Origin of the sequence: Amycolatopsis rifamycinica, from assembly GCF_000695625.1 — a bacterium.
GTDB classification, from domain to species: domain Bacteria; phylum Actinomycetota; class Actinomycetes; order Mycobacteriales; family Pseudonocardiaceae; genus Amycolatopsis; species Amycolatopsis rifamycinica.
Genome location: NZ_JMQI01000081.1, coordinates 1 through 22,471, shown reverse-complemented (window position 1 = coordinate 22,471; position 22,471 = coordinate 1). Strand labels below are relative to the sequence as shown.

The window sequence follows — 22,471 nt, the reverse complement described above, 5'->3', positions numbered from 1 at the left end:
GGGATCGGAAGTCGTTTCGGCCTTGAATTCTAGGTATGGAAACCACCTGGTTCACCAGCCCGAATCGCCCTCCGCTAACGCTTCGGCTTCACGTGCTCGACCACGGTCGCGAGGCTCGTTTGGACGTCCTCCAGCCGGTCGGTGATCTCGGCCAGGCGCTGTTCGAGCGCGTCCAGGCGGGACCACAGCTCGTGGCCGTCGTCGGTCGGCTCGTCTGGATGCGGCGGGGTGCGGTTTTGCAGCACGGCCAACAGGTGCTGCGGGTGCCAGCCCAGCGTCGTCGACAACGCTTCGAGCGTGCGCGCGCTCCGGCGGCGCTCGACCGTGTGGTGCTGGAGCTCGCGCACGATCGCCTGCGACACGTGCGATCGCTCGGCCAGCTCGCGTTGTCGCCAGCCGAGTTCGTTCACGCGCATGTTGATCGCCTTGGCGACTGCCGCCCAGTCCTCCGACACGTATTCCTCCGCGCTCCGCCTCAGCGCCGAGATTAGCGGTTCTTCGCGCTTTCACCACGTCGCCTAGCACTTCGTCGGCGGCGCGTCGGACAAACGCGCCCACCAAAGAGCTGAAATCAACAATATAGTCTTGAAATCATCAGATTGGTCTTTCTCATGAACTCGCACATCACTTTTCACACCATTCGAGAAGCGGCCTGGCTGCTCGGCGTGTCCCGCGCTGCAGTCAGCCGGGCGATCCGGACCCGCGAGCTGCGCGCCACGCGCTGCCGTTCCGGTCTCCGTGTGTCGTCGACCGAGCTGGCCCGTCTGCTCGGGTCGCGTCAGGCCGGAGGTGCCGCATGAGCGCCGACGACCTGCAGTTGATCGGAATCGCCTGGCGGCTGGACCGGCTGCGCTGGGTTCCGACCCAAGTCCTGACCGACGTCGTGACCAGCGAAGGAGTCTGCATGTGGCCCCCGCCGGACGACGGGCCACCCGACGCAGGTAGCGACGGCGAGCTGGCCGAGCGGCTGTGCGGCGGGTGTCCTGTCCGGGACGAGTGCCTGGAGCTGGAGTTGCGGACAGCCGGCCTCGACACGGTCGGCGTCTGGGGCGGGATGACCGACGACGATCGGCGCGCCCTGCACCCTGTCTGGCTGCGGCGCGGCGAGCGGACCGATCGGGGTGCGCGATGAACGGACTCACCGTGACGCCCACGCAGATTCTCGCCGGTGTCGGCGTGCTGCTCGTGCTGTTCTGGGTCTGGCGGGCCGGTTCCCGCCGGGCGAAGGCCGCCGCCGAAGCGGCTCGGAGCGGGGCGCGGCTCGTGTCGCTGGTCGGGCGGGTGCTGTTCAACGCCGGGCTGATCGTCGCTGTTCAGTGGGTCGTGATCGCTCACCCCGGTAGCCCGTGGCTGCTGTTCGCCGTGCTCGGGTTGCCGGCGCTGTTCGCGTCCTACGCGCTGGCTCGCGCGATGACCGTGACCACCGTCGACACGTCGAAGCGGGGTGGTCGGCGATGAACCGGGCGCAACGGCTCGCGCAGGATGCCGCCGAAGCCGCGGAGGTGCGGGCCTACCAGACCGATCCGGACGTCGTGGCGCTGCGGATCGAGCGGGTGCGGCGGCAGGTCGACTGGATGTGCTGGTCCGGGATCGTGCTCGGGTTGGCGTTCACGATGACCAACGTCCAGGGCTTCGCGTCGGCCGGCACGCGGCCGGGGTCGCTGCCGTGGCTGGCTGCGTGGGTGCTGGACCCGACCGTCTCGCTTGTCCTGCTCGCGATCCTGCGTGCGGAGCAGGTCACCGCGCGGTACCAGGTCCGGACCGGCGTCTGGGTGCGACGGGCGAAGTGGTTCACGCTCGCAGCCACCTACGTCATGAACACTTGGACGTCGTTCGCGGCTGGAGAGGCTGCCGCCATCGTGCTGCACTCGGTGCCGCCGCTTGTCGTGTTCGTCGCCGTCGAGGCGATCACCGACCTGCGGGACAAGCTCACCGATGCCGTGTTGGTCGCGGCTGAACGGCGTCCTGTCCAGCAGGAGACCGGGCGACGGGTGCTGTTCGCCGATTACCTCGCTATCGCTCGGGAGAGCTGGACGCCGGACGTCGAGATCACGCCGGCGTGGGTGCGGCGGGCTACCGGCTGCTCGCGTGGCTTGTCGCCCCGGCTGGCGCGGGCGCTGCGGTCGGAGGTGGGTAATGGCTGACTCGTTGCCGGTCAAGGCCGACCCTGTGTTCGACGGCGAACTGGTCGACGACACGTTGCCCCAACCGCGTCGACGTGAGCCGAAGACGAACCGGTTTATCCGGTGGTGGCTGCACTCGCCGCGTGTGCCGTTGTGGCTGAAGAGCAAGCCTCAGGCCATCCAGGCAGGCAAGGATGCCATTGTTGGGCTGGTGAAATCGCCGTGGCGGTACATCGGCGCGGTCGTTCGCGGCATGGTCGTCGGGGTGCGGTGGTGGCGCGGGTGGGTCACCGTCCGGGACTACCGGACGGCCGCCGAAGAGTCGGAGAAGCTGGCCGACAAGTTCACGGAGATTCGGGCGCTCACCCTGTTCCGCTGGAAGGTAACCGGTGCCGTCCTGGTCGTCGCGACCGTTGGGGTGGCCATCGTTGACCTGGTGTACGGCGCTGATCCTCTGTGGATCGGCGGGGTCGCCGCCTCCGTGGCGCTCGCGATCTTCGGGCGTAAGAAGGACGGCAGTCCCGGCCGAAAGCCGGCGCTCGCCGGGCCGCGGACGCTGACTTGGACGATGGACCCGCAGGTACTGGTGGACGCGTTCCGGGACGCGAAGCTGATCGGTAAGGACGAGGTGTTGCGGCTGGTCGAGCGCGCGACGCGTGTCGGCGACGGGTGGGCGGTCACCGTCGACCTTCCAGCCACCCGTAAGGCGGCCGACGTGGTGAAGAACCGGGACGCACTAGCGTCCGCGCTTGCCGTCGATGAGGTCCAGTTGATCGTCGAGCGGGTCCGCGGGAACGGTGGGCACGCTGGGCGGGTGTCGATGTGGGTGGCCGATGAGGACCCGTACGCCTCTCCGCCGTTGCGGACGCCGTTGCTCGGCGTGGCGCAGTGGGATGCGTGGCGCCCGATCCCGTTCGGGCGGGATGCGCGGGACCGGCGGATTGACCTACCGCTGGTGTGGACGTCACTGCTGGTCGGCGCCATCCCCCGGCAGGGCAAGACCTTCGCCGCCCGGCTCGCGGCGGCCGGGCTCATCTTGGATGCATGGGTGCGGCTGTACGTCGCGGACTTTAAGGCGGGAAAGGACTGGGACGCGGCCGGCCTGGTGGCGCATCGGTTCATGTCCGGCGACGAACCCGAGCACGTTCTGGCGCTTGTGGACTGGCTGATTGAGCTGGTCGGCGAGGTCCAGACGCGGTTTCGGCGGATGCGCGACCTGGACGACCTCACATGTCCGGAATCGAAGGTCACGCCGGAAATGTCCCGAGACAAGGCACTGAACATGCCGATCACGGCCATTTTCATCGATGAGGTTCAGGTTCCTCTGGAGGATCGCACCCCCGTCGACGTGCAGGGCAAGAAGCTCACGGCGGGCGAGTACATCGGCGAGCTGCTGACGTGGCTGGCGAAGAAGGGGCCGGCCGCTGGGATCGTCCTGGTGCTCGCCACGCAGCGGCCGGACTCGAAGACGATCCCGTCGGGGCTGCGGGCGGTACTCGGGTCGCGGTTCGCCCTGCGGGTGATGGACTGGCGCGACTCGAACATCGTGCTCGGCGAGCAGATGAACACGCGCGGGTTCGACTCCAGCCGGCTGCTGCCCTCCCACAAGGGCGTCGGCATCCTGCGGCCGGACGGCGACACGTCAGCCGGCGCCGACGTGCTGGCCATGACGGTTCGGACCTACTACATGCCGAACGAGGACTGGCGGACCATCTGCGAGCAGGGCCGGACGCTACGCGAGACAGCCGGGACGCTCACTGGGCACGCGGCGGGGCAGGAAACCATGCCGGTGCTCGACCACGCGGCTGCCGTCAAGGCAATCGGTGCAGGTCACGCGGCTGAGTCACCTGGCGAGCTGCCCGAGGTGCTCGCATCGCTCGTTGAGTGCTTGGGAGACGATCTCGGGCCAGACGGCCGGGACTTCGTGCCGACAGCCGAGTTGCTAGACGTGTTGGAGGTCGACTCGCGGACGTTCGCGCAGCAGATGTCCGAGGTGGGGCGCCGGCCGACGCGAGACCGCGTGATCGGCGAAGACGGCGAGACGAGGCAGGTTCGCGGATACCGGACGGCTGAAATCAGGAGCGCAATCGACCGCGCAAGGGAAGGCGGCGAGTCGACCGGGCAGGAAGGTCGGTCATGAGCGCCAATCACTCCGAGGATCGACCGATCCGGGTTATTCTACCTGCGGGATTGCCAGAACTGACGCCAGCCGTGGCACGCGGACTGCTGGCCGTTCTGATCGAGCTTACCGAGGTGCCGGTCCTGGACAGACCGGCAGAGGAGGAACCGTGACGGCTGAAATCAGCAACGACCCGTGGTCGACGCTGGACGACATCCTTGGCCTTGAGGTGGCCGAGCCGGTCGACGACGGGATCGGTGAACTCGCGGCCTACGGCCGGTGCTCGACGGAGGACAATCAGGACCCGGAGACCTCTCGCGGCTGGCAGTTCGGGAACGCTCGGAAGTTCGTCGAGCCGCTGGGCGGCCGGATCGTGGCGGAGTACTTCGATATCGGGCAGTCGCGGTCGGTCCCCTGGGAGCGCCGGAACGAGGCCGCGCAACTGCTCGCCGAACTGAAGAATCCCCGGCGGACGTGGAACGCCGTCGTGGTCGGCGAGGGCACCCGGTGTTGGTTCGGCAATCAGTTCTCACTGATCGCGCCGCGGTTCGCCGCGTACGGCGTCGACTTGTGGGTGCCGGAGCTGGGCGGGAAGTACGACGCGCGGAACCCGTCGCACAAGATGCTCATGAGCGTGCTCGGTGGAATGAGCGAATCGGAACGCCAGCACGTCCAGGCGCGCGTCCGCGCGGCGATGGACGCGCAGGTAGTCAACGAAGGGCGACACCAAGGCGGCCGGGCGCCGTACGGGTACGTCGTCGTTGACGGTGGGCCGCACCCGAACCCGCGTAAGGCCGCCGAGGGGTTCCGGCTGCGCGTGCTGGCCATTGATCCCGACGCAGCCGAGGTGGTCCAGCGGGTCTTCGCCGAGTACATGGAAGGCGTCGGTGACCGCGCGATCGCGAAGGGGCTCAACGAGGACGGAGTGCCCTGCCCTTCGGAACGCCGGCCCGACCAGAACCGGCACCGGCTCGCCGACGGCTGGCAAGGCAGCACCGTTCGATCCATTCTGGAGAATCCGCGATACACGGGGTACGCGATCTTCGGGCGTTGGACCAAGCACGAGACGCTGCTGAATCCGGATGACGTCGGCGCCGGGCACGTCGTGCGGTTCAAGCGGGCGGCGCCCGAACGCGTTGTTCGGTCTCGACGACCCGCGCATCCTGAGATTGTTTCTGTCGAGACGTTCACGCAAGCGCAGCTGATGCGCCGATCCCGTGCGGCCGGTGGACTGCCTGGGATTGCCAAGCTCGAACGAAACCGGGCGGCCACCAAGCACACGTACCTATTGAAGGGGCTGGTGCGGTGCGAGATCTGCACCCGGAAGATGCAAGGCGCTGCGATCCGGAAGGGCGGCTACTACCGGTGCATTGCTCGAACGATGGCGTCGGGTTCGGCGGCGCTGGCCGATCATCCGAAGACGGTGAACCTTCGAGAGGACGTCGTAGTCCGGCCAATCAACGAGTGGCTATGCCAGATCTTCGCCCCGGACAACCGTGACGAGACGGTGCGGCTGCTCACCGGGTCGCAGGATGGCCGGGTGGACGGCCGTCGAGCCAACGCGGAGAAGCGGCTGAAGGGTGCCGAGGAGAAGCTCCGGCGGCACCTTGCGGCTATCGAGGCGGGCGTGGACCCCGTCAACTTCGTCGAGCCGATGAAGCGCGCGCAGGCCGAGCGGCAGGCCGCCATGGAGGAGTTGAGGCACCTGCCGGACACGCAAGCGGTCGACGTGGCAGAGGTGTACGCGATGCTCGACCAGCTCGGCGACGTCGCCAGGCACCTCAACTCACGGACCCCGGAGAGGATCACGCAGGTCTACCGGGACCTGGGCCTGCAAGTCGTCTACGACAACAAAAAAGAGGCAGTCACTGTGACTGCCTCTTCCCGTGTGGGTAACGTGTGTGTCCGAGGGGGGACTTGAACCCCCATACGTGGGATATCTCCCGTGTTAGGGGAGATCATGCCCTCATAGTAGCGCAGAGCCACGGCGATCGCACAGACGGCCCACCGCGCGTCCGTGCCTGACAGTGGCATTCAGCGTGGCCAGCTACCCGGACGCAGGCGGCACCAGCAGGGCCGCGCGGGTCCAGATCATCGCCGACGCGCCGGCACAGCCGGACCGTCTTGACCAGATGAGCGCCTGCACGAACTCGATCCCGAGCGCCGGTACCAAGACGACCCGGCACGCGCCCACGGCGAACAGCACCAGCGGCTTCAGGTCCGACCGCCTCACCGACCAGCCGAGCCTCGAGAACACGGCCATCAGAACGTCCGAACCGGACTTGTACAGCGCGACCGCCCGAAACACGGCCAGGACGGCCTTGCCGAGGTGTCGGCCGAGCTCCCCCGCCGCGTCCCGCCGCCCGCGCCGGATGCGCTCGACGAGGCTGACCTGACCCCTCCCGGCCCCCGCGCCCTCGCACCCCGCCTTGTCGCAACAATCCCGCTGTTCAAGTCGGACATTGCCACCGAGTCGTTACGCTTCGACATATCGACACCTGAACGGGACTCGCATGGTATTCGTAGTCCATGACACCCGCCGCAGACAGTTCGGGGAGCATCGCCGAGACGGCGGTCGATCAGGCTGAGTTCAGGCGTCGACTGAGCGACTTCGGTGTACCTGGTTCCCTCATCGACGACGCATGGGAGATCGTTGCGGGTCCCGCCCAGGGTGTGCTGCTCTACGGCAGCTATGCCAGGCGGGAGGCGGCGGCTCAGTCCGATCTAGACATCCTGGTGTTGTCCGACGAACGGACTCATTCCGCCGAGTCGGAGCGAGTCAGTGTCGCCCTCTACACGTCCCCCCAGCTCCGCGAGGCACATGAAACTCTCTACGGGATGCACCTGGTGCGGGACGGTGTGATCATCCATGACAGTGCCGGCATGCTAGCGGAGATTTTAGCAACTTTCAGTCCCCCCGACCCGGATCAGCTCCTGGAACGCGTTCGCCAGTTCGGCGTGATCCTCGACGTCACCGACAGCGATCGCTCGACCTACCTTCCGGGCCTCGTTCAGGTAGCGCGCTATCTCCTGCGGACAGCGACGTATGCGCTGGCACTTCGCGACGGCGACCCCTGCTTCTCAGTGGAGGAACTAGCGGTCCGGTTCGGCCAACCGGAGCTGACCACTCTCCTGTCGTCGCACCCCGGCGTGTATCCCGAGCCGACGCCCGAGGTGCTGGCCGACCTGACCGATCGTTTGTCCTCGGCCGTTGGCTCGCTGCCGCAGAACCGTCACCGTTCGCTCCGCGCGCTGATCGTGACAACATCCGTCAGCGACCCTGATGTTTCACACCTCGCCACCTTCGCCTTGGGCAATGACTCCACGTTACCCTACACCGAAATTCCCAAGGTCGTCCTGTGACCGAGTATGCTTTCGTCGGCGACATTCACGGTTGTTTCAACGAACTCGAAAGTGTCGTGGCTCGTGCCCGCTCCCGGACACGGCACTTAGTATTTCTGGGCGACTACGTCAATCGAGGTAGGCAGTCACGACAGGTCATCGATTTCCTTATGAGCCTGCAGGAATCACGCGAGCTCGAGTGCGTCTTCTTGCGAGGCAATCACGACCAGGCGTTCCTGGAAGCCCTCGACAATGCCGAAATCGACGTGCTGCTTCGTATGGGCGGAGCGACAACGATCGCGTCCTACGTCGACGAGCCTTCCGACGACGTCCTGGCTCAACTCAGGCGGTCAGTTCCGGACGAGCACGTTCAGTTTTTCCGCAACCTTCCGATGTCTATGTCAACCGATCAAGTGTATGCGAGTCACATTCCGGACCTACGACTAGGAGAGCAGCAAGCAGCGGCCGGGAAGTACCGAATCCACGGTCACGTGGTCCAATCGAACGGAGTTCCGACGATCACCGAAACCCATGCTCTCATAGACACCGGCTGCGGCACGACGCCGACCGGCCGTCTCACTTGCTTGTTCTGGCCGAGTCTGGAGTGGGTTCAGTCGGAGCCTCGGTAGCGGGAGCCGCCGCCCATTCGCGTCGCACGACATCGATATCTCTCACCAGAGGCTCGTTGCCACTGCTCTGCGCATACTGCTGCGCCTTCGCGAGGTCTTCGGCGGCGGCGCGCCCGTCACCCTCTTGGCGGGTGATCATCGCCTTCAGCAAATACGACGTACCATATCCCGTCGCACTGTTTGTCCGCTCGCTCTCCTCGCGACAGAGTTCGGCGTGGCCACGTGCGAGACCCACATCGCCCTCGGCCAGAAAGTACTTAGCTAGCAGGGCATGAGCGATGCTGGTTCCGTCCGAGTTTCCTAGTGTTTCGTTGACTTCGAGCGCACGCTCGAGCAGCACTCGAACGCCGTCCCGCACCCCAGCCCGCAAATGCGCCTCGGCCAGCCCGCACAATGCGTTGGCCAAACAATGACCGTCGTTCTCGGTCTCGAGGATGCCCAGCGCCTCTTCGAAGAGCGTAGTGGCGTGGGCGAAATCCTCGCTAACCAAGCTCTGTCGCGCCAAGTTGATCGCGGACTGCGCGAGTTCGAGCGATGTGCCAAACTCCTTGCGCACGGAGTACGTCTTCTCAAACTGCTGCCGAGCCAGGTCAAGTTCCCCTACACGCAGCAGACTTAGCCCGTAGTTGTCGAGGGCGTAGCAGAGTTCCTGGTAAACCGGAGTGGCGCTGGATTCCGCCGTGCGCACAGCCTCCCTGAGCACCTTGATCGACTCGGTGAGCGAACTTCGCTTTCGGTGGATGATGCCCATGTTGACCAAAGCACGCACCCTGCGAGCCACAGAATCATGGTCTGTCGAGCTCAACACGCCGGGGTCTTCGATGATCTTCTGGTTCAATTCCAGCGCAGTGTCCAGCCGACCAGTCCTCCGCATAAACAGGGCAAATTCAGCGACAGCTTCGACATCACCATCCTCGATCGCCTGAGCGAACAACAGCTCGGCTTGCATGAGCAATCCGCTCTTCGCGTGCTCCTTCGCAGCTTCGAGCAGTTTGATGTGACTTGCCACTGTCGCCCCTGCCTCGATAGTCCGAAGCTTCGGAAGGTCGATCTTGACCGGCTCACGCTCCGACAGCGGGCGGGCCCACTCGGCGAGCTGCTTCCGAATCGCCGCCTCAAAGCTCTGCTCCGAGTCGAAACTAACGAACTGCAACGACTTTGCCTCTTCGAGATCGTTACGGAAGTTCATCACTTCCAGCAACTGCGGCCCCGGATCACGCAATCGTTCCGGCTCCAGCGTGCGAAACACAACGAGCAAGTCGCGCATCACCGCGGTCGGACTGGCGAGAAGGTCAAGACACCGGTAGAACTCTTCCTCCGTCCCGGACGAATACGGCCCCTTCACCGCCGGCGGGGAGCCCCACCTGTCCCCGAGGATCAAGATCATGTAGTCGCACTCGTCGAGTTTGGGGTTGATGCGGTCTTGCGGGCGCCCGACGCCACCCGGCATGTCCTCCCAGGCACGAAGCAGAAAAACCACCTGCTCGGATTCGTTGGACAACTCGTTGAACTCCCTGACCACCATGCGACAGGCTTCGCGCTCCTTCGCCATGTTTCCCGGCGAAGCCAGGAAGATCAACCGACCCGAGAGTTCAACAGGCATGCGGACAGGGTAACCGGGAGAGCGACTCGCGAACACTCTAGAGTACGCGTGTCCCAGTCCCTTTTTTCCAGCACTTCGGTGCGAAGCCGATCGACGTCGCGACCGTCCGCAGTGGCCTCTGGACAGCAGCCGTCGACAGATGGCCGACCGCGACAGTGCTCGGCCGGCGCTGGCCGACGGGTTTCCTTAGCCGCACACCGCACCCTGACCGCAGTGAGCGCATGTGGGGTCGAACGCCTTGGCGTCGTGGCTGCTGTTCCGGCCGCCAGCTCGGGTCGGAGCCTGGCGTTGGACAGTGCGGTCGTACCGGCGGCTCAACTCCGCCCGGTACGTCGTGATCGGGATGATTGAGGAGTCGCTGCCACGTCCTCATACAGACGTACAGAGTGGAAGATGCCAGACGAGGACCAGGCACGATGCTGGCCGTTCGCCCATCTAGACCAGTCCGCAACATCAGCCGGAACGAAGCCGACTGGCGGCAACACGAGGCACTGTGACGCCGTCGCGGATCGGATAAACTACACTTACTGAACTATTTCTGAGGCTGAAACAAACCCACAAGAACCCTTCCACACGTTGACTAGGTACCACTCACCATTCGCCAGCACTCCCTGAACTCGCGAAACACCGACGTCGTGCCCCTCGCTCGGCTTGTCACCTGCGCCGATGATGATCGATCGAGCGCCGCGAGAAGGGCGTTCCCGGAACACGGCACTCGGCGTCACCGCAAGGTTATCACCTGGCAATACCGGGCTGATTATCAAAGGATTACATTGCTCAAGAATTACACCCTCACAGAACTCATAGTGGTCGAGCACATAGTTCCGATCGCGCAATTTATAGATCGAGTACAGCGGCTCGCCACTAATAAACAGGTCTGACGCAATGATCTCCTTGCCGCCACCTTGAGCCCGCCGAACTCTTGGCGCCGAGGAGCCCTGCACATCGAGAACCATCGCGTACGATCCCGGTGAATTAGTCACGTATACTTCCATCGGGCAGCCGCCCGATCCACAATAGAGGTCATTGCTGATGAAGTAATCTATCAGGCCATCTTCGTTTAGATCATCCGTGCGAAGAATTCTGTATCCCGCGCCGTCGCTGGGCGACATTCCGGGAAGCTTCCTCAATTCGGTTGTAATCCACTGCTCAAATGCGACTTGCTGCTGCTCTGGAGACCTCTGCTCCGCAGCACGCTGTTGCCACAGTGCCGTGCCGACGACCGCGATGACGACCGTCACGACTGCACACCAAGCCGCAATCATCTTTTGACGACGTCGGCGGTGTCGGCGCCACAGTACGTCAAAGTGGACGGCCAAAATGGCAGCAACGACACGCACGAGGCTGTGGCGCTTCAGTCGGCGCTTGACTCGACAATCCACCCACAAAAATTCCTGCCGCTGTTCACGCAAGGTCGGAGGAAGTTCAGGTGGCCGATTTGGATCGCCGCCAGTGACAACTATGGCAAGGCGTTCAGTACCATGGGTGGCAACAAAATGAGCGACCTCAAGATCTACATAAGGTGATCTCGCGGACGCGGGGGATGCCAGCAGCACCATCGCTGAAGAATTTTCTATAGCCTGGCGCAGCCTTTCGTCTAGCACCCCAGAACCGGTCATCTCGTCGTCGTCGCGGAACACCGGACGTAGACGTCGATCCGAGAGGCCAGGTGCACGTATGACAGGTCGGACAGGCCGAGGAACCTCAAATCGCTCCAGCCGTCGGTGCAAGGAGCGTGCACGTCGCTTGTCTGACCAGTTGTAGGACATGAAGGCCCAGTAGCGACGCATAGTACCCGTGACATCGGCAGGCACGAGTAATTCCACCCCCAAGACTACTGCGGCGAACCAAATGCTGGTCTCAACGGTCGCACCGGGGCCGCGACAAACCTACGCGCATCAGGATACGCGAGAGCCGCAGGCCGACTGCGGCCGGATCTCAACCACGGCGCGCAGACCCGAGGACCCAGGCCGCGAGCTCCAAGTAGTCGCCTGGTCCTGGCCAGTAGACGTCGAGTGAGACCAGCTTGCCGATGTGGTCGAGCCCCAGACGAACGAGGGTGTTGTGGGGACGAGGGATGGGGATGACTCCTGGCGCCAGGACAGCGAATGGCCATCAGATGAGTCCTCGTCGCTGGCCGCGCCTTTGAGCAGCGGCGACTGGTGGTTCTGTTGTGATGGTCCTGTAACCGGTGCAGCAATCCCAGCCACTGATCCCGACATCGCATGTGGCAGCGACTAGGGCGTGTCCTGTAAGCGGTTGAGCTGGTCCTCTGGTAGTTGTGCGCGGTGGTGGGTCGCGGTGAGTTGACGGACAAGGCGTGGGCGGTGATCGAGCCGCTGCTGCCGCCGGTGCAGGGTGGTGGGCGGCGGTGGCGGGATCACCGTCAGGTGATCAACGCGATTCTGTGGAAGCTGCGCACCGGTGCCCCCTGGCGTGACCTGCCCGAACGTTACGGCCCCTGGAAAACCGCGCATGAACGGCTGCGGCTGTGGACCAAAGACGGCACCTGGAACAAGATCCTCGACCGAGTGATCGTCAAAGACGACGCCGTCGGCGACCTCGAATGGATCATCTCAGTCGACTCCAGCGTGGTCCGGGCTCACCAGCACTCCGCTGGCGCCCGGAAAAAAGGGGATGCAGCGACAAAGTCGAAGCCCTCGTCGTCGACGGCGAGGGACTCGGCCGATCCCGCGGCGGACTGAGCACCAAGATCCACCTCGCCGTCGACGGGCGGGGCCTGCCAATGCGGTTCCTGATCACCGCAGGCCAGGCAGGAGACAACCCGCAGCTGGTTCCGCTGCTGGATGGCATCAGCGTCGCTCGCGTCGGGCCGGGGCGTCCGCGGCGCCGGCCGGAGACAGTGATCGCGGACAAGGCGTACTCGCATCCCTCCACGCGGGAGGCGATGCGGGACCGCCGGATCAGGTTCGTCAGCCCGGAGCGAGATGACCAGCTCGCCCGCCGCGCCGCCAAAGGCTCCCGCGGCGGGCGTCCACCAGCCTTCGACCGCGCGGCCTACAAGCACCGCAACGTGGTCGAACGCTGCTTCAACCGCCTCAAACAGTTCCGTGACCTGGCCACCCGCTACGCCAAACGCGCCGCCTACTACCAGGCCGAACTCACCATCGCCGCCATCATCCTCTGGCTCCGATGACTTACAGGACAGCTCCTAGCCGGACGTCGTGTGCAGCTCCCGTGCGTGCGTCGCGTCGATCACCCGAGTGCGTCACGGCACAGATCGCCGAATCCGGCAAACCGCGAGCACGACAACGTGGCGACTGGAGGCCGGGACACACCCAGCCCACCGTCCGGTCGCGCGGCAGATCAAAAACCAGCCCAAGTGGTACCCCGACCGGGTCACTAGCAGCAGTGCCGCACCCAATCAACCCCCGATGCCCACCTTCGACGATCGCGCCAGACACTCTGTCACCGAACGTTCCAATCGTTAGACTGTGAGTAGTCTGAGGAATGTTGTCGTTTCGCGCCGAGATACCGCGTGAATAGCCCAAACTCGCTTTCGAGTGTTCAAATCCCGTGGCGTGTCCCTCACTGAGGGTGACCGAATTGCCCCGAACGAACGGAACAGCCCCGATTTTGTCGGTGCCCTCGGGTACGGTCACTCGCTATCAGAGTCGCCGCGCAGCATGGGATGTCTACGCGTCGAGGGAAAGGCACGAGAGGGCTCACGATGGCGGATCAGAAGACAGTGTTCATCGCCTTTGCCAAGGAGGATGAGGCGAGCCGGAACCTGTTCAACGGGCAGCGGTTGCTGGTGCGCTCGCCATACGGGTACACGGACATGTCGGTGAAGGAGCCCTACGAGAGCGAGTGGAAGGCCAAGGTCCGGACCCGGATCCGCCGCTCGGACGGGGTAATTGCGCTGATCAGCTCGAGCACGCCGAAGGCGGACGGGCAGCTGTGGGAGATCAAATGCGCGGTAGAGGAGGACAAGCCGTTGCTGGGCATCTGGCTGGGACAGTATCGGGTCAAACCGGCGGAGATGGGGTCCGCACGGTGCACGTCGTGGACGTGGGACAGCATCGCCGCGTTCATCGACGGGCTGTAGCCATGCGGCGCGCTCTGTTGGTCGGCATCGACCACTACGATCACCAGCGGCCGCTGACCGGGTGCGTCAACGACGCGACGGCGCTGCAGCCGCTGCTCGCCCGCAACGAAGACTCCACCAAGAACCTCGACTGCCGACTGCTGACCGGGGCGGTGACCCGCAATGACCTGCTGGGCGGTGTGCGAGCCCTACTGGCCGGCGGCGCGGACTTCGCGGTGCTGTACTTCGCGGGCCACGGCACACCCGTCGACGGCGACGTCGCCCTTGTCACCAGCGACGGCCAAGGCGAGACGCCTGGAGTCCTGTTCGCCGAGGTGCTGACGATCGCCCGGAAATCGCAGGTGAAGGAGATCGTAGTGATCCTCGACTGCTGCTTCTCCGGTGGTGCGGGCACCGTCGCCGCGCTCACCGAGGCAGCCGTGCTGCGCAGCGGCATGTCGATTCTGACCGCCAGCCGCGGTGACCAGTACTCCGCCGAGGCCGGCGGGCGCGGCCTGTTCTCCACTCATTTGGAGGGTGCGCTCGAGGGTGGCGCTGCTGACGTGCTGGGCCACGTCACCGTCGCCGGTCTCTACGCCTATGTCTCGGAATGCTTCGACGCCTGGGAGCAGCGGCCGACGTTCAAAGCCAACGTCGACCGGCTGCATGACCTGCGACGATGCGAGCCGTCGGTGCCGTTGCCCACGCTGCACAAGCTGCTGGAGTGGTTCCCCGATCCAGCGCACCACTACCGGCTCGATCCCACCTACGAGCCAGACAAGTCGCAGTCCGGACTGGACCCGCACCCCGCGCACGAGGAGATCTTCGACCAGCTTCAGAAGTGTCGGGCGAACAAGCTGGTCGAGCCGGTGGATCATCAGCACATGTACTTTGCAGCGATGGAGAGCGGCAGCTGTCGGCTGACCCCGCTCGGGCGACACTATTGGCAGATGGCCAAGCGAGGGACCCTGTGACGACGATCGGGATCAGCGGGCACCAGAACCTGCCCGACATCGCCCGACGCCAAGCCGAACACGACATCCGCGCGCTGTTCGCACAGAAGCCCGGGCCGGTGACCGGGCTGTCCAGCCTCGCCGCCGGCGCGGACCACCTGTTTGCGCAGCTGCTGCTCGCAGCAGGACATCGGCTACACGCGGTGATCCCGTGCCGCGGCTACGCCGACACCTTCAACCCCGGCGACCTCGCGGTCTACCAGGAACTGCGGGCCGCGGCCGCCGAGGTTACCGAGCTGGACTTCGCCGAGCCCAGCGAGACCGCGTTCGACGCCGCCGGCAAGTACGTGGTCGAGCACTGCGACCTGCTGGTCGCGGTGTGGGACGGGCGACCAGCCCACGGGCTCGGCGGCACCGGCGACACAGTCAACCACGCCCGCGAGCTCGGCCGCGACGTATTGATCTCCTGGCCCGAAGGGGTACGGCGGACGTGATCGCCACCTTCCAGGGACTGCTGGTGGCCGTGCTGGCGCTGCTGCCCGGCGCGGCCTACACCTTCGCGCTGGAAAGAGTCACCACCGGCTACGGGGTCAGCTTCTCCGACCGCCTCGTGCGGTTCCTTGCCGCCTCCGCGGTGATGCACGCACTGCTGGCCGCCGGGGAGTACTGGGTCTATCGGTACCTGGTCGTCGAGCGACGGCTGGTCAATGGGACCGCCAACCTGTGGCTGCTGGAGGTCCTGGCCTTGGCTTACGTGCTGGGCCCGATCATGGTGGGCAGCGTCGTGGGCTGGGGCCACAAGAACCACAAGAAGTGGGGGACGCTGCTGGTGGGGGCGGCCGTCGAGCCCCGGGCCTGGGACTACCTGTGGCGACGCACCGACCGCGCGATCGTCCGGATCAAGCTCAAATCCGGGATCTGGCTGGCCGGCTACCGCGGCGAAGCTCCCAATGGCCGGCGCAGCTACGCCTCCGCACATCCCGAAGAAGGCGACCTCTACCTGCCTCTGAGCTTCACCATCAACCCCTCCAGCGGCGAGCTGACGCTGGATGAGAACCGCCGCCCCGTGCCCGTGCCCGGCGAGTCCGGGCTGATGGTGCGGTGGACCGAAATCGAATACCTCGACATCAAGGAGTTCTAGATGCCCGACTACAGCAGCCGCGAGGTCCAGTACCGTGTCGTTCCCGACGCCGGCGATCACGTCATCGAGAAGCGCGGCGGCTATGAGGCGCCGAGCACGCCGTTCGCGCTGCCCGAGATGCCGGCCGGACCAGCTCAGGGGGCCTCCCCTGCTGGCGGGGCGGACGCCCAGTCGCAAACCACATCGACCAGCGACGACTGACCGCCAATCGCGTAAAGACTCGCGGACGGAGTGGGCCGTAGGAGCGACCCATTAGTCGCGGAGAGCCAAACCTCGACGGTCGGCTGATCCTGCGGTGACGATCGTTCATCGGGAACGCACAGATTGTCGCGGCTACGGTAATCACGATCATCGGGTACGGGCCGCGTGAACAAGCTCCCACGAGGGCCAGCTCAGCTACGCATCGGGCACTCACCACCACGCGGTACTGGGAGTGCCGTCCGGCTCCAGCCCGTAGTGCCGAATCTGCTGCCATCGTCGGTCGTCCGGGCATGCTTCCGCGATCATCCATAGAGACTCGGCATCTCCGGCGTTCGCGGCTCGTACCGCCAAGGCTTCGGCTTGCCGTACCTCGCCTCGGTTGCCTCGCGCAGCGACGAGGCTGCGGTAAACGGCGGGGTATCCGGCGTGTGCGGCCTGGTCTGCCAAGCGCTCCGCCTCGTCGTACTCGCCGTTGGCCTCGCAGACCTCGCTCAGCAGCTCGAGGTCGTGACTGCTTGGCCGGCTTCCCGCGGCCTCGGCGTCGGCGATCGTCTGCCGGAGCGATCTTTCCAGCTCGGCTGCGCCACCACTAAGTTGCTGGATGTCGTGCAGGGGGCGTCGGACAAAGGTCTTGACACCTTTGGCAGCAGACGCACGGAGCTCGCGCGCTTCCACAGCGTCCCCAGCCTCGGCACGCAGGCGAGCCAGCTGGCGAAGCGGGCGCCCGCGATAGCTCCCGGCGGCTGCGGCAGCTTCCCGCAGGAAGTGTTCCGCGCGCGCGTTGTCACCCGCTGACTCGGCATGCTGTGCCAGCATCTCTAAGGCGACATAGTCGCCCCGTTCTGCTGCCAAGGCTAGCCAGCGCTCCGTTTCGGTGGCGTCTCCGCGGACGTCACAGCAGCGCGCGACTTCGATTTGCGCGGCCGCATCGCCCGCGTCGGCGCCGCGCCGAAACGAGATCTCCGCCAGCCTCGCGTTCCCACTATCGCGATACAGTCGGCCAGCGTGCGTGTACGCGGTGAAACTGCCGAGCTCTCCGGCACGCTCGTAGAGCAGAGTGGCGTGCCGGGTGCGTCCTCGCGCTGCGGCAGCGCCAGCGAGAACCATCAGCGCGTCGGCAGCGAGGTGTGCGCAGGCGCCGTCCCAGAACGCCGCCGGTGGAACGTCGAAGGAACGCCGGTCACCGGCCCAATGGGCGATGTAGTCGGCCAGCCGATACCCGGGTTCGCCCGCGGGATTGTGGCCGGGTTTGGGGCGCCGCAGCACCAGCAGGCCCGCAGCACCGCGGCAGGGCGCAAGAGCGAACCCGAGCGCTTCCTGGAGCCAGTCCTCGCTGGTCGCCTGCCACTCGGTGTCCGACAGATAGCCCGGTGCCGCCAGCTCCAGGAATGACCACGGAACGTCACCGGCGTACCCCAGCCGGCGGACATCGGTGGCGACGTCGATAACAGCGTGCGCAGCTGCCGGGGCGACCTGGTACCGCTCAACCATCGCAGGTGCGCCCGCGAGATACTGGGTAATTTCGCGAGATTGGGTGTGCAGCGCTTGGCGAAGCCGTGGATCAATCTGCGCTGCTTCGCCTAGTGCCGCGAGCTCCGCCTGGTCGAAGCTTGAGGGCACCGCGATCTGAATGTCCTTGACGAGCTGTCCCGCTTGAGTGTGGGAGCCAAGTTCCGCCGCCGGATCCACGGAGGTGATCGTTCGCATCCGCTCCGGCCAGATGGTTCCCAGGACCAGCACGGGTGCGTTACAACGATCTCGAAGCAGGGCCCGAAGCCGGGCCGCCACCTCTTCGCCCAGGCTGGGCTCGGCCGTGAGGAGGTACTGCTGGAGCTCGTCGAGCCAGACAACGGTCCGGGGCGGCACCTCGGCGAGTCCGTCGAGCAGAGCCTGCGGCGGCGTCGGCGAGATCGGATGCCACACACTCCAGCCCGTCGGCAACTGTTTCGCAGCTTCGAAACAAGCCCTGGTCTTGCCCGTGGAGGAACTCCCGACGAGGATCGCGATGCCGCTAGTGCCGGCGATCGCTTGCCGCACGTTTTCCAGAAGCTTTCGGTCGTGTGGCCGTGTCACGTATCGAGGCAGGGCTGGTAGCGCGTCGTCTCCCACATCCATCGAGATCGCTCGATGGACGTCGAGTTCGAAGGGATCCAGGTCTTCGACGGGGACGAGCGGCAGACGGGGCCAGACCACACCGGGCAGCGGTTGTACCGTGGCCTCACCGGCCACGGTGGGATACGGCGGCAGAACCGGCACTTCACCCAGCGGAGGGCGAACGTGACCTGGTTGAGCTGTGATGGTTCGCAGCAGTTCTTCGATTCCGGCCTGTGTCAACGCTGAAACCAAGTAGTGGTCGGCACAGTAGGGCTGGAGGAACAACGGGACTTCGTCGATCGAACGGTCCGGCAGCACTACCGGGAGCAGCTTGGCCGTCCAGACGGCGCGATCCCGGTGGAGCCGGTCTCGAAGGAGAGCTGCCTCGCTTTGCACGCCGCGGTTGTCGCTGGTGGCCACCACGCCGTCGCCAACGTGGCGGTACCTCGGCGACGCGACGATCAGGACGAAGTCGGCGTTTTCGATGCACCCGGTAGCCCACGATCCCCAGTCTTTGCGCGCGGGACCAGCCCACGAGTCCAGGTCGACGTCGATGCCGTTGTGCACCAGCAGCTCCGCCAGGGCGCGTACGGCGACCTTATGCGCCTCGTCATCGTGTGCATACGACACGAAAACCTTCACTCGATCAGGTGATACCGGCGCGCGGCACACGAGCTGGATCGTCCGAGCGCTCCAAGGCGGCCGTAGCGTGATCTCTCCGCCTCGCGATGGATGCAGTCCGGCCCGTTCGAGGCGCTCAATCATCTTGGTCTGTTCGCCGCCCGGTTCCGCGTTCGATGCCGTGCAGTGCAGCCTGGTCACTACGGTTCCGACCTCGACCCGGTCCACAGAGAAGAGCCGGTTTCCCCCGCCGCTAAGGTCCGCGAAGGAGTGCCCCTCGAAGCCAAACCAGCGGAGAAACGTGGTGGCGAGGGCATCCGAGACGACCGCCCGTGCCGTCGCGGGCGGCAGATCGACACGCCAGTCGACGCCGTGGATCCCGAAACCCGCTGCCGGCCCGGCGTACTCCTCCACCAAGGCTCGCACCGTCGCCGACAACTCGGCAGGGTCCACCACCAGCGCTTCGGCCAAGGCTGCGACCAGCGAGACGTCGACGGACACGACTGTTGTACCACCGGCGGCGGTCAGCAACCCAGCCAACCGGTTCTCAAGCTCCACGAACGGATCCTAACTGTCCGCGGGTTCCGGTATCGCGGCCCAGAACCGGGGCACCGTAACGTCGGGACGGGCCACCGCGACTCGGACAAAGACGCGCGAGCTGATCGCACCCGCCAACCGGACGGAGTGATCGCGTTGGCCAGCTCGCGCACCGCAGAAGCGACGGGGCAGTTGTGGGAGATCAGATGTGAGTTCGGGGACTTCGGGCCACCGCGGAGCGGCGTGGAAAAGGGACGTGATCGCCGCGTTCATCGACGTGTCCTGCCACGTGCGGCACGCCCTGCCGGGCGGCTTCGACCACTACGACCGCCAGCGGACCTTGTCGGCCGGCTCAACGGCGCGACCAAGTTGGCACAATCCTGCAACGTTCTGATCTCCCGGACCGAGGGAGTCCGGCGGATATGAACGCCCCTTCGAGGGGATTGCTCGCAGATGTGTTGGCCTTGCTCCCCGATGCGGTCTGCACCTTCGTGCCGGAACGGTTCCCGACCGGCTATGGGGGGCGACTCTCTCGGCTGGCTCTTCCGACGCTCGGCAACTCCGCCGTGCTGCGCATTACTTGCCGTCAGAACGACGAGGGACGATTACCCCGCGCGTAAGCCCGTCACCCAGCATCGACAACCAGTCGACCTGACTGCCATCGTCTAGAAGGACACCCGGTTGGATCCGAACCATCCTCCTGCCTGGGCCACCGGCTTCGTCGACTGGGCGACGTCCACGTGGCCTGGACGCATCGTGTGCGGCCTGGTCGTGCTAACCATAGTCCTTCCTCGCCTGGGTAGAATCCTCAAGAAAATCATCCCGGTCGTCGTGGGTTGTCTGCCGATCGTCCTCGCTTTCCTGTCCGCTCACTGGTTCGAGACACCGAGGACCTTCGACTCGGCTGGTTCTTCATGCGCAATGGCCAATAGTGCCTTGTCCGTGCCGCCAGAGCTGGGCAACGGCGTCGTCGCCGGGCCGGTTGTTCCCGTAGAACTGCGGCTACAGTCGAACAGCACCGACCTGTCATGGCTTGAGCAGTACTGGGCTATTCAATGCGCGCTTTCCCGGACTCTCAAAGATCACGGCGACACGGTCCTGATCGGGGTTATCGACTACGCCACAAGCGCTCAAGCTGCCGACCGGGTCGATCCGCCGAGTTCTCTATCGCCTTCGAACCTGCCTGGCAACACGCACGCCTTGTTCGGTCCTACGGTGCAACCCGGTGGAACGACCGTCGTGGAAGTCCAGTTCGCATCCGGCCGCCTTTCACCGACGTACTGATCGAGGTTCCCGGTCACGATAACGAGTCAGCCGTCCGCGCGCGCGACTTGGCGATCAGCGCCGCTGCAACCGCCAGTGTTCACGAACACGAGGCTGCCGACGTGGACGCACACCGGCCGTTCAGGAACTACCTCGCTGGGGTGTGGGCCGCTTGGCTGGTCGTCCTGGCGATCCTGCCGGCCGTCATCCTGACCTTCGCGGACAGCGACCGCCGCAAACTTCTCGCCCTGCACCTCCAAGTCCTGGTACTCGAGACCCTCGATTTCACCGGCATCGGTTCACGAATCGGCCTTCCAGCCGAAATATCCGCACCCGGCCTGCCGTTGGTCACCCGCATCCGCGCGATACGCGCAGCACGCGCGCTCAGCAGCCTTTTCTCGGTCGCGGCGTGGGCGGTGGCACTGCTCCTCTTGCTCCGGTGGTTCCCGCCGCAGACTCCGTTGTGGGTGACTTCTGTGATGGTAGGCGGGATATACTTCTCAGCCGACCTCGTCCGCACAGCGTTTCTCGGCTTTATACCACGATATCGGTACCTCCGGGTTGTCTCCTGGCGTGAGTGGATCCGTCGACTCCTGTCGTTAGCAGTCGAGGCGACCTACGTCGGTCTCGTCGTCTACTCGGCAGGCATGTTGGCCATCGCCTGGGTCTGGACTCCGATCGACACCCCGAAGGCAGCGAACCCAGTCGCTCCGATCGTCTACATGTGGCTTTTCGGGCCGATAGTTTTCCTTTCTGTCAGCGCAATCTTCCGTGCGGCGTCGCGTCGCGTCCAGGCACGTGATCTGGAGACGACACTCCGAAATGACCCACGACCTCAGGTGCTCTACCTGCGCTCATTCAGGGACGACCGGCATGCAACTCCCATTCATCTTTCGGTATACGAGTCGCTAGGCCAGCTCTTCGACTGGTCCCGGAAGTCGAGATTCGAGGAGGTCCTGGTTCGGCGTCTCTGGCGTCACGGGCCGGTCCTCGCTGTAGGGCGCCCCGGTGAGAAGCGAGCAAAACTCGGCGCTGCCCGGCTCTACTACCCCGAAGACGCGTGGCAGGAACCAGTTCGGAATCTCGTGGCCTCCAGCGCGTTGGTGGTCGTCACGATGGGAAAGACGCCGAGCCTCGGCTGGGAGCTGCGCACCCTCCGCGACTTAGGGCGTGTCCTGTAAGTGGTTGAGCTGGACCTCTGGTAGCTATGCGTGGTGGTTGGTCGCGGTGAGTTGACGGATAAGGCGTGGGCGGTGATCGAGCCGCTGCTGCCGCCGGTGCAGGGTGGTGGGCGACGGTGGCGGGATCACCGTCAGGTGATCAACGCGATCCTGTGGAAGCTGCGCACCGGTGCCCCCTGGCGTGACCTGCCCGATCGCTATGGCCCGTGGAAGACCGCGCATGAACGGCTGCGGTTGTGGACCAAAGACGGCACCTGGGAGAAGATCCTCGACCGGGTGATCGTCAAAGACGACGCCGTCGGCGAACTCGAATGGATCACCTCGGTCGACTCGAGCGTGGTCCGGGCGCACCAGCATGCTGCCGGTGCCCGGAAAAAGGGGGATGCAGCGACGGAACCGAAGCCATCGCCTGCGACGGGGAAGGACTCGGCCGGTCCCGCGGCGGACTGAGCACCAAGATCCACCTTGCCGTCGAAGGGCGAGGCCTGCCGGTCCGGATCCTGCTCACCCCAGGCCAAGCGGGAGACAACCCGCAGCTGCTGCCGCTGCTGGATGGCATCAGCGTCGCCCGGATCGGACCAGGCCGGCCACGCTGCCGGCCGGAGACCGTGATCGC

At 65.3% G+C, this 22,471-nt stretch carries 24 protein-coding genes; 19 read left to right on the top strand and 5 right to left on the bottom strand.

Translation table 11 applies throughout. The features are described 5' to 3' along the window. Positions 1-74: 74 nt before the first annotated feature. A complete protein-coding gene (locus DV20_RS40450) occupies positions 75-455 on the bottom strand; it encodes a helix-turn-helix domain-containing protein (protein WP_043788946.1) in 381 nt (126 codons plus the stop codon). 156 nt (positions 456-611) lie between these two features. Here DV20_RS40450 and DV20_RS44555 point away from each other — a divergent pair, with 156 nt between their 5' ends. From DV20_RS44555 to DV20_RS40425, 6 genes are all read left to right on the top strand, one after another. Then, entirely contained in the window at positions 612-800 is a 189-nt protein-coding gene (locus DV20_RS44555; protein WP_084093921.1) for a helix-turn-helix domain-containing protein, read from the top strand. Then, complete coding sequence (locus DV20_RS40445; RefSeq protein ID WP_043788944.1) at positions 797-1,132, top strand: WhiB family transcriptional regulator; 336 nt, start codon at positions 797-799, stop codon at positions 1,130-1,132. The genes DV20_RS44555 and DV20_RS40445 overlap by 4 nt, the downstream gene beginning before the upstream one ends. Continuing rightward, on the top strand, positions 1,129-1,458 hold the full coding sequence (locus DV20_RS40440; protein WP_043788943.1) for a hypothetical protein: 330 nt from the start codon (positions 1,129-1,131) through the stop codon (positions 1,456-1,458). The genes DV20_RS40445 and DV20_RS40440 overlap by 4 nt, the downstream gene beginning before the upstream one ends. Next, the gene (locus DV20_RS40435; protein ID WP_043788942.1) at positions 1,455-2,144 is read left to right on the top strand and encodes a hypothetical protein; all 690 of its coding nucleotides are present in this window, start codon (positions 1,455-1,457) and stop codon (positions 2,142-2,144) included. The genes DV20_RS40440 and DV20_RS40435 overlap by 4 nt, the downstream gene beginning before the upstream one ends. Continuing rightward, positions 2,137-4,263 carry an FtsK/SpoIIIE domain-containing protein gene (locus DV20_RS46040; protein ID WP_167344430.1) on the top strand — a complete coding sequence of 709 codons (2,127 nt, stop codon included), beginning with the start codon at positions 2,137-2,139 and terminating at the stop codon, positions 4,261-4,263. Before DV20_RS40435 ends, DV20_RS46040 begins: the two co-directional genes overlap by 8 nt. Before the next feature lie 148 nt (positions 4,264-4,411). Continuing rightward, on the top strand, positions 4,412-6,163 hold the full coding sequence (locus DV20_RS40425; protein WP_043788941.1) for a recombinase family protein: 1,752 nt from the start codon (positions 4,412-4,414) through the stop codon (positions 6,161-6,163). A 126-nt stretch (positions 6,164-6,289) separates the two neighbouring features. Here DV20_RS40425 and DV20_RS40420 read toward each other — a convergent pair whose 3' ends face one another. Further along, complete coding sequence (locus DV20_RS40420; RefSeq protein ID WP_152603823.1) at positions 6,290-6,505, bottom strand: hypothetical protein; 216 nt, start codon at positions 6,503-6,505, stop codon at positions 6,290-6,292. A gap of 266 nt (positions 6,506-6,771) precedes the next feature. Between DV20_RS40420 and DV20_RS40415 the strand changes: the two genes are divergently transcribed. After that, on the top strand, positions 6,772-7,605 hold the full coding sequence (locus DV20_RS40415) for a nucleotidyltransferase domain-containing protein (protein ID WP_051736328.1): 834 nt from the start codon (positions 6,772-6,774) through the stop codon (positions 7,603-7,605). Continuing rightward, on the top strand, positions 7,602-8,213 hold the full coding sequence (locus tag DV20_RS47365; RefSeq protein ID WP_084093912.1) for a metallophosphoesterase family protein: 612 nt from the start codon (positions 7,602-7,604) through the stop codon (positions 8,211-8,213). The genes DV20_RS40415 and DV20_RS47365 overlap by 4 nt, the downstream gene beginning before the upstream one ends. Here DV20_RS47365 and DV20_RS40410 read toward each other — a convergent pair. Beyond that, the gene (locus DV20_RS40410; RefSeq protein ID WP_152603822.1) at positions 8,161-9,816 is read right to left on the bottom strand and encodes a DUF4062 domain-containing protein; all 1,656 of its coding nucleotides are present in this window, start codon (positions 9,814-9,816) and stop codon (positions 8,161-8,163) included. The two genes, DV20_RS47365 and DV20_RS40410, sit on opposite strands and share 53 nt — an antisense overlap. Before the next feature lie 524 nt (positions 9,817-10,340). Further along, positions 10,341-11,585 carry a toll/interleukin-1 receptor domain-containing protein gene (locus DV20_RS44545; RefSeq protein ID WP_160169780.1) on the bottom strand — a complete coding sequence of 415 codons (1,245 nt, stop codon included), beginning with the start codon at positions 11,583-11,585 and terminating at the stop codon, positions 10,341-10,343. Between the two features lie 522 nt (positions 11,586-12,107). Here DV20_RS44545 and DV20_RS44540 point away from each other — a divergent pair. The 6 genes from DV20_RS44540 (at position 12,108) to DV20_RS40370 (ending at position 16,159) form a co-directional block, all read left to right on the top strand. Then, a protein-coding gene (locus DV20_RS44540; protein ID WP_407638380.1) for an IS5 family transposase occupies positions 12,108-12,973 on the top strand; the annotation gives its coding sequence in 2 pieces (ribosomal slippage) (positions 12,108-12,479 and positions 12,482-12,973; 864 coding nt in all). A 534-nt stretch (positions 12,974-13,507) separates the two neighbouring features. Further along, positions 13,508-13,885 carry a TIR domain-containing protein gene (locus DV20_RS40390; protein ID WP_043788933.1) on the top strand — a complete coding sequence of 126 codons (378 nt, stop codon included), beginning with the start codon at positions 13,508-13,510 and terminating at the stop codon, positions 13,883-13,885. A 2-nt stretch (positions 13,886-13,887) separates the two neighbouring features. Beyond that, positions 13,888-14,838 (top strand): caspase family protein, encoded by a 951-nt coding sequence (locus tag DV20_RS40385; RefSeq protein ID WP_043788931.1) that lies wholly within the window; start codon positions 13,888-13,890, stop codon positions 14,836-14,838. Continuing rightward, positions 14,835-15,311: a hypothetical protein gene (locus DV20_RS40380; protein WP_043788930.1), complete on the top strand. Its 477-nt coding sequence runs from the start codon at positions 14,835-14,837 to the stop codon at positions 15,309-15,311. Before DV20_RS40385 ends, DV20_RS40380 begins: the two co-directional genes overlap by 4 nt. Continuing rightward, positions 15,308-15,958 (top strand): DUF6338 family protein, encoded by a 651-nt coding sequence (locus DV20_RS40375; protein WP_043788928.1) that lies wholly within the window; start codon positions 15,308-15,310, stop codon positions 15,956-15,958. Before DV20_RS40380 ends, DV20_RS40375 begins: the two co-directional genes overlap by 4 nt. Continuing rightward, a complete protein-coding gene (locus DV20_RS40370; protein ID WP_043788927.1) occupies positions 15,959-16,159 on the top strand; it encodes a hypothetical protein in 201 nt (66 codons plus the stop codon). A 210-nt stretch (positions 16,160-16,369) separates the two neighbouring features. On the opposite strand, the gene DV20_RS40365 is transcribed toward DV20_RS40370, so the two are convergent. Then, positions 16,370-19,432 carry a toll/interleukin-1 receptor domain-containing protein gene (locus DV20_RS40365; RefSeq protein ID WP_160169779.1) on the bottom strand — a complete coding sequence of 1,021 codons (3,063 nt, stop codon included), beginning with the start codon at positions 19,430-19,432 and terminating at the stop codon, positions 16,370-16,372. 235 nt (positions 19,433-19,667) lie between these two features. Between DV20_RS40365 and DV20_RS45690 the strand changes: the two genes are divergently transcribed. From DV20_RS45690 to DV20_RS47360, 5 genes are all read left to right on the top strand, one after another. Then, positions 19,668-19,805 (top strand): hypothetical protein, encoded by a 138-nt coding sequence (locus DV20_RS45690; protein ID WP_160169778.1) that lies wholly within the window; start codon positions 19,668-19,670, stop codon positions 19,803-19,805. 287 nt (positions 19,806-20,092) lie between these two features. After that, on the top strand, positions 20,093-20,695 hold the full coding sequence (locus DV20_RS45285) for a hypothetical protein (protein ID WP_152603818.1): 603 nt from the start codon (positions 20,093-20,095) through the stop codon (positions 20,693-20,695). 101 nt (positions 20,696-20,796) lie between these two features. Then, on the top strand, positions 20,797-21,855 hold the full coding sequence (locus DV20_RS40360) for a hypothetical protein (RefSeq protein ID WP_043788923.1): 1,059 nt from the start codon (positions 20,797-20,799) through the stop codon (positions 21,853-21,855). 30 nt (positions 21,856-21,885) lie between these two features. Then, positions 21,886-22,305, top strand: coding sequence for an IS5 family transposase (locus tag DV20_RS46300; protein ID WP_326938528.1), 420 nt, complete (start codon positions 21,886-21,888; stop codon positions 22,303-22,305). Beyond that, a partial coding sequence (locus tag DV20_RS47360) for a transposase (RefSeq protein ID WP_407638379.1) occupies positions 22,260-22,471 on the top strand: 212 nt, incomplete at its 3' end. The genes DV20_RS46300 and DV20_RS47360, both read left to right, overlap by 46 nt.

What these genes read in the sequence shown, in the direction of transcription:
- DV20_RS44555 (WP_084093921.1), top strand. Translation starts at nt 612, where the DNA reads ATGAACTCGCACATCACTTTTCACACCATTCGAGAAGCGGCCTGGCTG.
- DV20_RS40445 (WP_043788944.1), top strand. Translation starts at nt 797, where the DNA reads ATGAGCGCCGACGACCTGCAGTTGATCGGAATCGCCTGGCGGCTGGAC.
- DV20_RS40440 (WP_043788943.1), top strand. Translation starts at nt 1,129, where the DNA reads ATGAACGGACTCACCGTGACGCCCACGCAGATTCTCGCCGGTGTCGGC.
- DV20_RS40435 (WP_043788942.1), top strand. Translation starts at nt 1,455, where the DNA reads ATGAACCGGGCGCAACGGCTCGCGCAGGATGCCGCCGAAGCCGCGGAG.
- DV20_RS46040 (WP_167344430.1), top strand. Translation starts at nt 2,137, where the DNA reads ATGGCTGACTCGTTGCCGGTCAAGGCCGACCCTGTGTTCGACGGCGAA.
- DV20_RS40420 (WP_152603823.1), bottom strand. Translation starts at nt 6,505, where the DNA reads ATGGCCGTGTTCTCGAGGCTCGGCTGGTCGGTGAGGCGGTCGGACCTG.
- DV20_RS40415 (WP_051736328.1), top strand. Translation starts at nt 6,772, where the DNA reads ATGACACCCGCCGCAGACAGTTCGGGGAGCATCGCCGAGACGGCGGTC.
- DV20_RS40410 (WP_152603822.1), bottom strand. Translation starts at nt 9,816, where the DNA reads ATGCCTGTTGAACTCTCGGGTCGGTTGATCTTCCTGGCTTCGCCGGGA.
- DV20_RS44545 (WP_160169780.1), bottom strand. Translation starts at nt 11,585, where the DNA reads ATGTCCTACAACTGGTCAGACAAGCGACGTGCACGCTCCTTGCACCGA.
- DV20_RS40390 (WP_043788933.1), top strand. Translation starts at nt 13,508, where the DNA reads ATGGCGGATCAGAAGACAGTGTTCATCGCCTTTGCCAAGGAGGATGAG.
- DV20_RS40385 (WP_043788931.1), top strand. Translation starts at nt 13,888, where the DNA reads ATGCGGCGCGCTCTGTTGGTCGGCATCGACCACTACGATCACCAGCGG.
- DV20_RS40370 (WP_043788927.1), top strand. Translation starts at nt 15,959, where the DNA reads ATGCCCGACTACAGCAGCCGCGAGGTCCAGTACCGTGTCGTTCCCGAC.